General features: G+C 73.8%; 10 protein-coding genes. 4 read left to right on the top strand and 6 right to left on the bottom strand.

The features are described 5' to 3' along the window. Positions 1–10 precede the first annotated feature (10 nt). Positions 11–325: a hypothetical protein gene (locus O7609_RS19370; protein WP_269735730.1), complete on the top strand. Its 315-nt coding sequence runs from the start codon at positions 11–13 to the stop codon at positions 323–325. Between the two features lie 21 nt (positions 326–346). Here the strand turns inward: O7609_RS19370 and O7609_RS19365 are convergent, their stop codons facing one another. The 5 genes from O7609_RS19365 to O7609_RS19345 form a co-directional block, all read right to left on the bottom strand. After that, the gene (locus tag O7609_RS19365) at positions 347–1,258 is read right to left on the bottom strand and encodes a glutaminase (protein WP_269735731.1); all 912 of its coding nucleotides are present in this window, start codon (positions 1,256–1,258) and stop codon (positions 347–349) included. Between the two features lie 46 nt (positions 1,259–1,304). Next, complete coding sequence (locus O7609_RS19360) at positions 1,305–1,733, bottom strand: ATP-binding protein (RefSeq protein ID WP_443072171.1); 429 nt, start codon at positions 1,731–1,733, stop codon at positions 1,305–1,307. 125 nt (positions 1,734–1,858) lie between these two features. Continuing rightward, positions 1,859–2,500 (bottom strand): endonuclease, encoded by a 642-nt coding sequence (locus tag O7609_RS19355; protein ID WP_269735733.1) that lies wholly within the window; start codon positions 2,498–2,500, stop codon positions 1,859–1,861. Positions 2,501–2,765: 265 nt separating this feature from the next. Then, positions 2,766–3,533 carry an enoyl-CoA hydratase/isomerase family protein gene (locus O7609_RS19350; RefSeq protein ID WP_269735734.1) on the bottom strand — a complete coding sequence of 256 codons (768 nt, stop codon included), beginning with the start codon at positions 3,531–3,533 and terminating at the stop codon, positions 2,766–2,768. An 83-nt stretch (positions 3,534–3,616) separates the two neighbouring features. Next, entirely contained in the window at positions 3,617–4,831 is a 1,215-nt protein-coding gene (locus tag O7609_RS19345) for a L,D-transpeptidase (protein ID WP_443072170.1), read from the bottom strand. Positions 4,832–5,088: 257 nt separating this feature from the next. On the opposite strand from O7609_RS19345, the gene glgX reads away from it, so the two are divergent. From glgX to O7609_RS19330, 3 genes are all read left to right on the top strand, one after another. Then, on the top strand, positions 5,089–7,371 hold the full coding sequence (glgX, locus tag O7609_RS19340) for a glycogen debranching protein GlgX (RefSeq protein WP_269743960.1): 2,283 nt from the start codon (positions 5,089–5,091) through the stop codon (positions 7,369–7,371). Between the two features lie 106 nt (positions 7,372–7,477). Beyond that, positions 7,478–9,301: an ABC transporter ATP-binding protein gene (locus O7609_RS19335; RefSeq protein WP_269735736.1), complete on the top strand. Its 1,824-nt coding sequence runs from the start codon at positions 7,478–7,480 to the stop codon at positions 9,299–9,301. Further along, positions 9,298–11,175, top strand: coding sequence for an ABC transporter ATP-binding protein (locus O7609_RS19330; protein ID WP_269735737.1), 1,878 nt, complete (start codon positions 9,298–9,300; stop codon positions 11,173–11,175). Before O7609_RS19335 ends, O7609_RS19330 begins: the two co-directional genes overlap by 4 nt. A 45-nt stretch (positions 11,176–11,220) precedes the next feature. On the opposite strand, the gene glgP is transcribed toward O7609_RS19330, so the two are convergent. Next, entirely contained in the window at positions 11,221–13,794 is a 2,574-nt protein-coding gene (gene glgP, locus O7609_RS19325; RefSeq protein WP_269735738.1) for an alpha-glucan family phosphorylase, read from the bottom strand. Positions 13,795–13,934: the final 140 nt, after the last annotated feature.

Below are 13,934 nucleotides of genomic sequence, written 5' to 3'. Positions count from 1 at the left end.
CTCCACTGATATGAGCAACGCAGAGGTACGGGAGCTGCAGAACGCGCTGAGCACCGCGGGCGACATCGTGTTCAACCTGGAGGCGCAGCCACCCGCGGACCAGCTCGCCGAGGTGGCGGACGCCCTGCAGCGCGCGCTCGGCGCCGTGCGCGCGCTGCAGTCCGCCCACGGCGGCACGACGGGTTGCCGGGAGCACCCGATGGGCGCGGTCGACCCGCTGTACGGGGACAAGGAGGACCCGCTGCCGCCGGGCTGGGGCAAGTGTCTGCTGTGCAACGACCGGCGCCGCCGTGCCATGACCGACCGCCGCCGCTACCACCGCTGAGCGGCGGGGCACCGGGGCGGTTCAGAAGACCGACCAGTCGGAGCGGGTGGTGAAGTCCTCCAGGGCCGCCATCGCCCCCACGGAGTTCCCCACCGCGTCCAGCCCCGGGCTCCACGCGCACACCGCGCCGCGTCCCGGTACGACGGCGAGGATGCCGCCGCCCACGCCGCTCTTGCCCGGCAGCCCGACGCGGTAGGCGAAGTCCCCGGCGGCGTCGTACGTGCCGCAGGTCAGCAGGACGGCGTTGATCCGCTTCGCGTCGCTGCGGCCGAGCAGCCGGGTGCCGTCGGCCCGCACCCCGTGCCGGGCGAGGAAGCAGCCCGCCAGGGCCAGGTCGCGGCAGTCCGCGGCGATGGAGCAGTGCGCGAAGTAGTGCGAGAGCACCTCGTCCACCGGGTTGTGCAGATTGCCGAACGAGGCCATGAAGTGCGCCAGGGCGGCGTTGCGGCTCCCGTGCGCGGCCTCGGAGGCGGCCACCGACGCGTCCACGGCGAGGTCCGGGTTGCCGGACTCGGCCCGCAGCAGGTCGACCACCGCCCCGCCGGCGTCCCCGGTCAGACTCAGCAGCGCGTCGGTGACGACGAGGGCGCCCGCGTTGATGAACGGGTTGCGCGGCACGCCGTGCTCGCTCTCCAGCTGGACGAGCGAGTTGAACGGGTTCCCCGACGGCTCGCGCCCCACCCGCCGCCACAGCGCGGTGCCGCCGTGGGCGAGGGCGAGGGCCAGCACGAACAGCTTGGACACGCTCTGCACCGAGAACGGCTTGCGCCACTCCCCCACGCCGTGGACCTCACCGTCCACCGTGGCCAGGGCCATGCCGAAGTCGCGCGTGTCGGCGCAGGCGAGCGCGGGGATGTAGTCGGCCGGGGCGCCCTGCCCCAGCACCGGCAGCGCGGCCTCCCGGGCCCGGGCGAGCAACTCGTCGTAGATCACCGGCCCATTGTCACCGTCGAAGGGCGCGGCGGGCGGCAGGGGTGCGTCAACGGTCCGCGGTGCGGATCTCGAACCAGGTGGTCTTGCCGCGCGGCAGCAGGTCCACCCCCCAGCGCTGGGAGCGGCGCTGCACGTGGGTCAGCCCGCGTCCGCTGATGTCCAGGTCGCGCACCGGCAGCAGACAGGGCAGCCCGCGCGAGGGATCGCGGACCTCCACCCGGATCCAGCCGCGCCGGCGGTGCATCCGCAGGGTGAAGTGCTCCGCCCCGGTGTGCCGCACGGCGTTCCCGACCAGCTCGGACACGAGCAGCACCGCGTCGTCGGTCACGGCGGCGGAGAGCCGCCACCGGCCCTGGAGCACGGAGGCCGCCAGCCGGCGGGCGAGCCAGGCCGACTCCGGCTGGTTGCGGAAGGGCACCTCGTCCTCGGTCGGATCACCCAGCAGTTCCAGCGCGTTGTCCTGGTCCGCACGCACGACGGCAGGCTCCACACACGGGGCCGCCCTCTCCTCCAGTCCCGCCATGGCCCCATCATGACGGCGATCGGCGCTCCGCGTGGCCGACTCGGTGGAATCCGCAACCACACGAGGCGCAGCGGACGCTACCGGCGCACGTCGTCGACGACCGACGCGTCCAGCGCGGCGCGCACGAGGGCCGCCGCGAAGCGCGCGACGTCCTCGTCGGCCACCAGGCCCGCCAGCCTGCGCGGGTCCTGGGGCAGCCCGAGGCGTTCCGCGCCCTGGCGCACCTTGGCGTCCAGGCAGGGCACCAGCTCCGGCCACACGGCCTGGGCCTCGCGCAGGAAGATGTCCGCCCCGGCCGGGCCAACGCCCGGGATCTTGCGCAGGCCGTTGCGCAGCGCGTGCGGGTCGCCGTCCGCCTCCTCCCGCAGGCGGCGCAGGTCGCCGCCGCAGGAGTCGCGCAGGAGCTCGGCGCCGTCCCCGAGCTGGGTCGCCGTGCGCTCGTCGTAGCGCCGGTAGCCGCCCTCCCCCAGGCAGTCCACCCGCTGCTGCCAGCTCGCCTCGGCCATGGCCCGGGGGCTGCGCAGCCCGGCCGCGAACAGGGCACGGGCCGCGGCCACCGCGACGGAGGCCCGGATGCGGGCGCTGAGCAGTGTGGAGAGCACGAGGAGCTGGTAGAGCGGCTGCGGCGTGTCGCGCAGCCGGATCCCGGCCTCGGCGGCGTACGTCCGCCCGTGGGCGCGCAGCAGCGCCTCGGCCGTCTCCCGCTGCCCGCCGCTCACCGCTCGGCCCTCCCGGGGCGGCCGGTGCTCCGGCGGGCCTGACGGCGTTCGGTCGGCGGCATGCTGCTCCCCTTGCGGACGGGATCGAGGCTGCGCGCGGCCGGGTGCCCCACGGGTCCCGGGCCAAACGACGCCGTCCCGGTGGGACGGCGAAGGGCCCGGCCCCGGGGGGCGCGCGGAGCCGGGCCCTCGCGGACGCACCGGCGTCCGGCGGAACGCGGACGGGCGGCGCCCCGCAGCACGCGGAAGGCCGACGGCCGGTGGCTCAGCGGAACGTGGCCTTGCCCGGGCCGTCCTCGACGAAGCTGCGCATCCCGATCTCGCGGTCCTCGGTGGCGAACAGTCCGGCGAACCAGTTGCGTTCGATGGCCAGCCCGGTGTCGATGTCGGCCTCCAGACCGAAGTCCACGGACTCCTTCGCGGCCCGGAGGGCGATCGCGGGGCCCTGGGCGAGCTTCGCGGCCCAGGCGTGCGCCTCCTGGTAGACCTCGGCGGCCGGGACGACCCGGTCGACGAGGCCGATGGCGAGCGCCTCGTCGGCCCTGACCTGACGGCCGGTGAAGATGAGGTCCTTGGCCTTGGACGGACCGACCAGCCGGGACAGCCGCTGGGTGCCGCCCGCGCCGGGGATGAGGCCGAGCAGGATCTCCGGCTGGCCGAGCTTGGCGTTGTCGCCGGCGATCCGGATGTCGGCGCACAGCGCCAGCTCGCAGCCGCCGCCCAGGGCGTAGCCGGTGACGGCGGCGACGACGGGCTTGGGGATGCGGGCGACGGCGGTGAAGGCGTCCTGGAGGCCCCGGGAGCGCGCGATCATGGCCGCGTGGTCCATCTCGCGCATCTCCTTGATGTCCGCGCCGGCCGCGAACACCTTCTCGCCGCCGTAGAGCACGACGGCGCGCACGTCGTCCCGCCGCGTGGCCTCCGCGGCCAGCTCCAGCAGCCGGTCCTGGGTGGCGATGTCGAGCGCGTTCATCGGCGGCCGGTCGAGGCGGATGGTGCCGACGCCGTCGGCGACTTCGAGATTCACAGTCATGGCGGCAGGGTAACGCCCGTTAACCCGGGTGTCCCCCGCCGCCCGTCGTGAGCCCGCCTACGCCGGCCGCCGAGACACCGGGCCTACCGGCCCCACGTACCCCAGTCCAGGTTCCAGCCGTTGAGGCCGTTGTCCGGGGCGATCGTCTTCTCCTTGCTGTTCTTCACGACGACGACGTCCCCGACGATCGAGTTCTCGTAGAACCAGGAGCCGGCCGTGGAGGTGTCGCCGCCGCCGCGGCGGTCGAAGAGGCCCACGCAGCCGTGGCTGGTGTTGACGGAGCCGAACGTGGGCTTGCCCGCCCAGTAGTTGCCGTGGATGAACGTGCCCGAGGTGGACAGCCGCATGGCGTGCGGCACGTCCTTGATGTCGTACTCGCCCTCGAAGTCGACGGTGTCGCCGTTCATCCGGGTCACCTTGTGCTTCTCGCTGATGACCATCTGCCCGTTCCAGGTGGGCGTGGCCGGCTCGCCCGCGGTGATCGGGATCGTCCTGACGACCTTGCCGTCCCGCTTCACGGTCATCGTCTTCTTCTCCGCGTCCACCGTGGAGACCATGGAGCGGCCGATCGTGAACGTCACGTCCTTGTGCTGGACGCCGTAGACGCCGTCGGCGGCCTCGACGCCGTTCAGCCTGAGGCTCAGCGTCACCTCCGTGCCGGGCTTCCAGTACTCCTTCGGCCGGAAGTCCAGCCGCTGGTCGCCGAACCAGTGGCCGCGGATCTCGACCCCCGGGTCCGCGGTGACCTCGACGCCGCCCTCGACGGCCTTCCTGTCCTCCACCGGCCGGCTGAACCGCAGCGACACCGGCATGCCGACGCCGACGGTGGTGCCGTCCTCGGGGGTGAAGTAGCCGATGAAGGTGTCCCGGGCGACGACGGTGGTGAAGGTGGCGTTCTTCGCCGCCTTGCGGCCGTGCCGGTCCTCGGCCACCGCCTCGACGTGGTACTCCGTGCCGGTCGCGAGCGCGTGGTCGGGCCGCCAGCCGGAGCCGTCCTCGGTGATCTCCCCCTCGACCGCGCTGCCCTCGGAGTTCTTCACGGTGACGTCGACGAGCCGTCCGCCCTTCGCCGTCACCTTCAGCGCGCCCGTCGTCGCGACGCCGTCGGCGCCGTGCTCGGGCGCGATGGCCACCGTCGCCGTCGAGGGGCCGTCCGGCACCTGTGTCGACTTGCCCGGCTTCTCCGGGCCGCTCTTCGGCTCGTCCTCGCCGCAGCCCGTCGCCAGCAGCGTCAGTCCCAGCAGGACGGCGACCAGCCCGCGCCCCCCACGGCTTCCGCGTATCCCTATGCCCCGCACCTAGACCCTCCGGTGTGCATTCGCTCCCCGACCGCCCCTCACGGCCTGCCGCGCTTCACCACGCGAGCACGACATCGAGTGAAGCCCACGAAGATCACGGTGACCCCACGCGATCTGTCACCGTTCCGTCGCAGAATCCCCGCAGTCCTGTAAACCCCGCGATCCGTTCGGCGCAATCGCACGCCGCCCGGGGTGAGCGAAGTCCTCCGGGCGGGAAGAATCGCCCGGAGACCACCCGCCGCGGGGGAGGCCAGCCGATGACGCAGGAGCCGGGCAGCACGGCGATCGGAGAGCGCGACCGCGAGCCGGAACGCCGCCGCGGCCCCGCCGCCAACGGGCATCCCGTCCGGCACGGGCCATCGCCGGAGGTCTGGCCCGGCAGCCCGCAGCCGCTCGGTGCCCGCTACCGCAACGGCCCCGGCGGCGTCCCGGGCACCAACTTCGCCCTCTGGGCGGGCGGCGCCGAACGCGTCGAGCTGTGCCTCTTCGACGACGCCGGCCGCGAGACCCGCCACGGGCTGACCGAGCTCACCCACGAGATCTGGCACGGCTTCCTCCCGGGCGTCCACCCCGGCCAGCGCTACGGCTACCGGGTGCACGGCCGCTGGGACCCGTGGTCCGGCGCACGGTGGAATCCGGCCAAGCTGCTCCTCGACCCCTACGCCCGGGCGGTCGACGGCGAGTTCACGCTGCCCTCCGAGGTCTACGGTCACGTCCGGGACTGGCCGCACCAGCACCTCGCCGACACCGTGCGCGACGAACGCGACTCCGCCGCCTTCGTCCCCAAAGGCGTCGTCGTGCACGACGGCGCGCCCGCCGGGCCGCCCGGCAGCCCGCCCGACGACGACTGGCGCGACGACCGCCGCCCGAAGACGCCCTGGGCCGACACCGTCCTGTACGAGCTGCACGTGCGCGGCTTCACCATGCGCCACCCCGAGATCCCCGAACACCTGCGCGGCACCTACGCGGGCCTCGCCCACCCGGCCGCCGTCGGCCACCTCGTACGGCTCGGTGTCACCGCCGTCGAGCTCCTGCCCGTCCACCAGTTCGCCCACGAGGACCACCTGCTGCGCCGCGGCCTGCGCAACTACTGGGGCTACAACTCGATCGGCTACTTCGCCCCGCACGCCGCCTACGCCGCCTCCGGCACCCGCGGCCAGCAGGTCGGCGAGTTCAAGCGCATGGTGCGCGCCCTGCACGCCGCGGGCATCGAGGTCATCCTCGACGTCGTCTACAACCACACCGCCGAGGCCGGTGAGCTGGGCCCCATGCTCAGCCTGCGGGGCATCGACAACCGCGGCTACTACCGCCTCGCCGGCGACCCCCGCCGCTACGCCGACTACACCGGCTGCGGCAACACCCTGCACGTCGTCCAGCCCCAGGTGCTGCGCCTCATCACCGACTCCCTGCGGTACTGGGTGCAGGAGATGGGCGTCGACGGCTTCCGCTTCGACCTCGCCGCCGCGCTCGCCCGCTCCATGCACGACGTCGACATGCTCTCCCCGTTCCTCGCCGTCATCGCCCAGGACCCGGTGCTGCGTCGCGTCAAGCTCATCGCCGAGCCCTGGGACGTCGGCAACGGCGGCTACCAGGTCGGCGCCTTCCCGCCGCTGTGGACGGAGTGGAACGACCGCTACCGCGACGCCGCCCGCGACTTCTGGCGCGGCGCCCTGCCCGACGTCCGCGACCTCGGCTACCGGCTCTCCGGCTCCAGTGACCTCTACGCGTGGGGCGGGCGGCGGCCCTACGCCTCCGTCAACTTCATCACCGCACACGACGGTTTCACCCTGCGGGACCTCGTCAGCTACCACCACAAGCGCAACCTGGCCAACGGCGAGGACAACCGCGACGGCACCGACGACAACCGCTCCTGGAACTGCGGCGCCGAGGGCGAGACGGACGATGCGGACGTGACCGCGCTGCGCCGCCGCCAGCTGCGCAACCTCATCACCACGCTGCTGCTGTCCACCGGCGTGCCCATGCTCGTCGCCGGGGACGAGATGGGCCGCACCCAGGGCGGCAACAACAACGCCTACTGCCAGGACAACGAGACGAGCTGGGTCGACTGGACCCTGCTGGACGACCCCGGCTGGCGCTCCCTGTACGAGCTCACCGCCCGCCTCATCCGGCTCCGCCGCGCCCACCCCGTCCTGCGCCGCCGCGCCTTCTTCTCCGGCCGTCCGCACGGCCCCGACGGCCTGCGCGACCTCGCCTGGTTCACCCCGCGCGGCACCGAGATGGCCGAGTCCGACTGGTACGCCCCCGGCTCCACCCTCGCCCTGTACCTCTCGGGCAACGACATCCCCAGCCGGGACGAACGGGGGCGCCCCGTCACCGACGCCAGCTTCCTCGCCGTCCTGCACGCCTCCTTCGAGCCGCTCTCCTTCCCCCTGCCGGGCCGGCCCTGGGCCACGTCCTACGAGCTGCTCGTGGACACGGGCCACGAGGCCCAGGCCCGGCCGCCCGGCACCGTCCGCCCCGCCGGGACGGCCGTCCCCGTGAGCCCCCGCTCGATACACCTCTACCGCGCCCTGCCCTGAGGGGTCGAAACCAGGGGCGGGGAGCGGGATGTAGGGCGGGAGGAGGGCTGCGGGTGGGCGAAAATGCCGATGCGGGCGTCAGGACTCATCCGTACGCTCGGTCCTTATGACTGCCGTGGGAGACGTTTCGGGGGCCGACGCGGGCAAGCGGTCGGTGGTGCGGTCGCTGCTACGGCTGTGGCCGTACGTCCGGCCGGTGAGAGCCCGGCTGGGAACGGCGGCCATCGTGGCGATCGTCGCGTCGTGCACCGGGCTCGCCATCCCCCTTGTCCTGAAGTGGATCATCGACGGCCCGGTGGCCGACCGGGACACCGCCGGGGTGTGGCTGGGCGGCGCGCTGCTGCTCGGCGTCGGGGTGGCGGAGGCCGCGCTCTTCGGGCTCCGGCGCTGGCTGGTGGCCCGGCCGCTGGCCGGGGTCGAGGCCGCTATGCGCGCCGATCTGTACGGCCACCTCCAGCGGCTGCCGGTGTCCTTCCACGACCGCTGGGCGAGCGGGCAGCTGCTCTCCCGGGGGACGACCGACCTCAACCTGCTGCGGCTGTTCCTCGCCTTCCCCCTGACCTTCCTGCTGGTCAACAGCGTCACGATCCTGGTCGGCTGCGGGATTCTGCTGGCCCAGGAGTGGACGCTGGGGCTGATCCTGCTGGCCCCCGTGCCGCCGCTGATCTGGCTGTGCTGGCTGTTCGAGCAGAAGTACTCGCGCGCGTCCCGGCAGGCCCAGGACCAGGTCGGCGACCTGACCACCGTCGTCGAGGAGGCGGTGCTCGGCATCCGGATCATCAAGGGGTTCGGGCGGCACCGCAGCCAGGCGCGGGCGTTCCGCGCCCTGTCGGGCCAACTGCTGGGCACGGAACTGCACAAGGCCCGGCTGCTCGCACAGGTGTGGGCGCTGATCCTCATCCTGCCGGAGCTGGCACTCGGCCTCGCGCTGGTGCTGGGCACCGTGCAGGTGGCGGACGGCGGACTGTCGGCGGGCACGCTGGTGGCGTTCCTGTCGACGGCACTGGCGCTGCGCTGGCCGGTGGAGGCGATGGGCTTCCTGCTGGCCATGAGCAACGAGTCGGCGACGGCGGCCGACCGGTTCTTCGAGGTCATGGACGAACCGGTCCCGGCCGAACCCGCCGGGGAGCGCGACCCCGAGCCCGGCGACGGCATGCGGTTCGCGGGAGTGCGGTTCCGCTACCCCGACGCCGACCCGGCCACGCCACCCGTCCTGGACGGCGTGGACCTGCACGTCCGCTCGGGCGAGACGGTGGCGCTGGTGGGCGCGACCGGCTGCGGCAAGACGACGCTGACGGCGCTCGTGCCCCGGCTGCACGAGGTCACCGAGGGCCGGATCACGCTGGACGGCGTCGACGTCGGCACGCTGGCGCGCCACCGGGTGCGGGAACTGGTCGCCGTCGCCTTCGAGGAGCCGACGCTCTTCTCGGCCTCGGTCAGGGAGAACGTGGCGATGGGTGCGCCGGACGCGGACGACGAGGAGCTGTGGCGGGCGCTGCGCGTGGCACAGGCCGCGGAGTTCGTCTCCGCACTGCCCGCGGGGGCCCAGACCGAGGTGGGCGAGCAGGGGCTGAGCCTGTCGGGCGGACAGCGGCAGCGGCTCGCCCTGGCGCGCGCCGTGGCCGGGCGGCCCCGGTTCCTGGTGCTGGACGACCCGCTCTCCGCACTGGACGTCCACACGGAGGCGAAGGTGGAGGCGGCGCTGCGCGAGGTGCTGGCGACGACGACGGCCCTGGTGGTGGCCCACCGGCCCTCCACGGTGCTGCTGGCCGACCGGGTGGCCCTGCTGTCCGGGGGCCGCGTCACCGAAGTGGGTACGCATGACGAACTGTTCGCGCGCAGCGCGGAGTACCGGCGCCTGATGTCCGGGTCCGAAGCCCGCGCAGCCGAGGGTGAACCGGGCCACGCATCTCGGGAAGGGGCACTGTGACCACCGTTTCGACGACGAGCCCGGCCGCCCCCGGCTCCGCGGAGCCGGGGGCCCGGAAGAGCTACGGCGGGGGCGCGCCGGAGCCCGATCCCTTCGACCGGGACGTGCTGCCCGCGCCGAAGGACGCGCCCCGCGCGCTGCTGCGCTCGCTGCTGAGTCCGCACCGCGCCCGGGTCGCCTTCGCCTTCCTGCTGCTGCTCGCCCAGCAGGCGGCGGTGCAGGGCGGCCCGCTGCTCGTGGCGTTCGCGATCGACGACGCGGTGCCGGCGCTGCGGGACGGGAACAACGGGCCGCTGTTCGCGCTGGCGGCGGCCTACGCGCTGTGCGCCCTCGCCTCGGGTGGTCTGCAGCACGCGTTCGTCTTCGCCGCGGCCCGGATCAACCAGGCCATCCTGCTGGAGCTGCGCAGCCGGATCTACCGGCACGCGCAGGCCCTCAGCGTGGACTTCCACGACCGCTACACCTCGGGGCGGCTCATCTCCCGCGCGACGACGGACGTCGAGGCGCTGCGCGAGCTGCTCGACGAGGGGCTCCAGGAGCTGCTGGGCGTCGCGGTGTCCGTGGCCTACATCGCACTGCTCCTGCTCTACCTGGACCTGGGGCTCGGCGGAGCGGCGTTGGCTTCCTTCGTCCCGCTGTACCTGCTGGTGCGCAGTTTCCAGAAGCGGTCCATGCGGGTGTTCCGCAAGCGGTCGACGGCCATGGCCGCCGTGATCGTGAAGTTCGCGGAGACACTCAACGGCATCCGCCCGGTCCAGTCCTTCCGGCGGGAGCGGGCGAACGACGAGGCGTTCGCCCGGCTCAACCACACGCACCTGCGGAGCAACGGGGACGCGATCCTGGAGATGGCCCGCTACGTCGTCTCCTCCCGGCTGACGGCGAACATCGTCGTCGCCGCGATCGTGCTGTGGGGCGCCTACCGGGTGGCGGACGGGACGCTGGCGCTCGGCGCGCTGGCCGCGGCGGCGCTGTACGTGCGGCGGCTGTACGACCCGATCGACCGGCTGGCGATGTTCCTGAACTCCTACCAGTCGGCCGCGGCCTCGCTGGAGAAGATCGCCGGGCTGCTGGCGCAGGAGCCCGGAATCCCCGAGCCCGCCCGGCCGCGGGAGCTGCCCGCCGCCCGGGGCGCGGGCCCGGGCCGCCCGGTCGTCTTCGAGCGGGTCAGCTTCGGCTACCGCACGGGCGGCGAGGTGCTGCCGCCCTTCGACCTGACGATCCCGGCCGGGCAGACGGTGGCCGTCGTCGGCGCCACGGGTGCGGGCAAGTCCACGCTGGCGAAGCTGCTGGCCCGGTTCTACGACCCGACGGCCGGACGCGTCCTGCTGGACGGCACGGACCTGCGGGACCTGTCGACGCCGGAGCTGCGGCGCGGCGTCGTCATGGTGACGCAGGAGTCGTTCCTGTTCTCCGGCACGGTGGCGGAGAACATCGCGCTGGGCCGCCCGGAGGCGACCCGCGCGGAGATCGAGCAGGCGGCGAAGGCGATCGGGGCGCACGACTTCATCGCCGCCCTGCCCGACGGCTACGACACGGACGTGCGCAAGCGCGGCAGCCGCATCTCCGCGGGCCAGCGCCAGCTCGTGTCCTTCGCCCGGGCGCTGCTGGCCGACCCGGCGGTGCTGATCCTGGACGAGGCGACCTCGTCGCTGGACGTGCCGGGGGAACAGGCCGTGCAGCGGGCGATGCACACGGTCCTGGGGGACCGCACCGCCGTCGTCATCGCGCACCGGCTGTCGACGGTGGAGGTCGCGGACCGGGTGCTCGTGATGGCGGACGGCCGCGTCGTGGAGGACGGCACCCCGGCCGAGCTGATCGCGGGCGAGGGCCGGTTCGCCCAGCTCCACCACGCCTGGCGGGAGAGCCTCGCGTAGGGGCCACCGCCCGCGGCGGGCACGTGCCTGCCGCGGGCGGTGCGCTCAGCGCATCAGGACACCGGACTCGGTCACGGCGGCGCCGTCCGTCGGCATGGCCGCGAGGCCCAGTTCGGCCGGCCCGGCGAGCAGGCGGTGCATGGGCAGGACGCGCACGGTGTAGCCGAAGGGCCCGGTGCGGTCGAGGGCGAGCTCGCCCTCGTAGAGCCGGCGGCCGTCGAGGTCGGGGCGGCCGGCGGGCTTGAGCAGGACGGTCTCCGGGTCGGTGATGGTGTCGTTGTGGTCCACCCGTCCGGTGACGGCCTGGACCTCCACCTCGGCGGGTTCCAGCTCCCCGAGGGTGACCCGGACGCGGAGGGTGAGGCAGCCGCCGAGTTCGAGCGAGTCGGAGGCGGGGCCCGCGGCCTCCACGTGGTCGACGCGGACCCGGGGCCACGCGGAGCGCACCCGGGCCTTCCAGGCGGCGAGCTCGCCGGGGGCCTGGGGGGCGACGGCGGGGTCGAGCACGCGGTGCGCCTGCGCGGCGGGCGCGTAGAGCCCCTGCACGTAGTCGCGGACCATCCGGCCGGCCAGCACCTTCGGGCCGAGCCGGGTGAGCGTCTGACGGACCATCTCCAGCCAGCGTTCCGGCCGGTCGTAGAAGCAGGGGGCGACCTGCTCCTCCAGGGCCGAGTACAGGGCGGCGGCCTCGATGGCGTCCCGGCGCTCGGCGTCGGGCCCGTCGTCGCTGGGACCGTCGGCGGTGGGACCGTCGGCGGTGGGGATGGCCCAGCCGAAGTCGCTCTCGTACCACTCGTCCCACCAGCCGTCGAGCACCGAGAGGTTGAGGCCGCCGTTGAGGGCGGACTTCATGCCGCTGGTGCCGCAGGCCTCCAGGGGGCGCAGCGGGTTGTTCAGCCAGACGTCGCAGCCGGGGTAGAGCTTCTGCGCCATCGCCATGCCGTAGTCGGGGAGGAAGACGATGCGGTGCCGCACCCGGGGGTCGTCGGCGAAGTGGACGAGGTCCTGGATGAGGCGCTTGCCGCCGTCGTCGGCCGGGTGCGCCTTGCCCGCGACGACGAGCTGGATGGGCCGTTCGGGGTGGAGCAGCAGCCGCCGCAGCCGGTCCGGGTCGCTCAGCATGAGGGTGAGCCGCTTGTAGGAGGGGACGCGGCGGGCGAAGCCGACGGTCAGCACGTCGGGGTCGAGGACGTGGTCGATCCAGCCCAGCTCCGCGTCGGCGGCACCGCGTTCCCGCCAGGCGGCGCGCAGCCGCCGCCGCACCTCCTCGACGAGCTGTTCGCGCAGATCGCGGCGGAGGTCCCAGAGCTCGCCGTCGGCGAGCCGGGGCGTGCGGTCGGTGATCTCGGGGGCGACCCAGGTGGGGGCGTGGACGCCGTTGGTGATGGAGGTGATGGGCACCTCGGCGGCGTCGAACCCGGGCCACAGCCCGGCGAACATCCGGCGGCTGACGGCGCCGTGCAGGGTGGAGACACCGTTGGCGCGCTGGGCCAGGCGCAGCCCCATGACGGCCATGTTGAACAGGGCCGGGTCTCCCTCGGGCGCGGTCTCGACGCCGAGGGCCAGGACGTCGGCGGCGTCCACACCCGCCAGCTCGCCGTCGTCGCCGAAGTAGCGGCTGATCAGGGAGCGGTCGAAGCGGTCGATCCCGGCCGGGACGGGCGTGTGGGTGGTGAAGACGGTGCCCGCGCGCACGGCCTCCAGAGCGGCGTCGAAGGGCAGGCCGTCGGCGCGCAGCTCGCGGATGCGTTCGAGGCCGAGGAAGCCGGCGTGGCCCTCGTTGGTGTGGAACACCTCGGGGGCCCGGTGGCCGGAGAGGCGGCAGTAGGCGCGGACGGCGCGCACCCCGCCGATGCCGAGGAGCATCTCCTGGAGGAGGCGCTGCTCGCGGCCCCCGCCGTAGAGGCGGTCGGTGACGCCGCGTTCGCCGGGGGCGTTCTCCTCGACGTCGGAGTCGAGCAGGAGCAGCGGGACGCGGCCGACCCGGGCGAGCCAGACGTGGGCGTGCAGCGTGCGTCCGCCGGGGAGGGTCAGGGCGATGTCGACGGGGGTGCCGTCCGGCTCGCGGACGAGTTCGAGCGGCAGCTCGTCCGGGTCCAGCACGGGGTAGCTCTCCTGCTGCCAGCCGTCCCGGGAGAGGGACTGGCGGAAGTAGCCGTGGCGGTAGAGGAGCCCGACGCCGACGAGCGGGACGCCGAGGTCGCTGGCGGCCTTGAGGTGGTCGCCGGCGAGGATGCCGAGGCCGCCGGAGTACTGGGGCAGGGCTGAGGTGATGCCGAACTCGGGCGAGAAGTAGGCGATGGCGGCCGGGAGGTCGGCGGCGGCGTTCTGGTACCAGCGCGGCTCGGTCAGGTAGTCGCCCAGGTCTCCGGCGCCCAGTTTGAGGCGCCGGAGGAAGCGGCGGTCGTGGGCGAGTTCGGCGAGCCGTCCGGCCGAGACGGAGCCGAGCAGCCGCAGCGGGTCGCCGCCGGTCGCGTGCCAGCCGTCCGGGTCGGCGTAGCGGAACAGCTCACGGGTTTCGTGGTGCCAGGACCAGCGCAGGTTGCGCGCGAGGTCGCTGAGGGGTCGGAGGGGCTCGGGAAGAACGGGGCGTACGGAGAAGCGACGGATGGCCTTCACGTCTCGAAGGTATCCGGGCAAGGGCGGGCATCGCGCTGCATTGCGGCGCTTTCCTCCCGTTTTTCTCCTGAATCCACCCGGATCGCGCCTCTCTGCGCCGGGTGCGCACCCCTCATACCGGGCCGCCACCCGAGGGCCGC

It is taken from the genome of Streptomyces sp. WMMC1477, from assembly GCF_027460245.1.
Taxonomy (GTDB): domain Bacteria; phylum Actinomycetota; class Actinomycetes; order Streptomycetales; family Streptomycetaceae; genus Streptomyces.
Note: the sequence above shows the minus strand (reverse complement) of the source record. Positions and strands in the feature narration are given on the sequence as shown.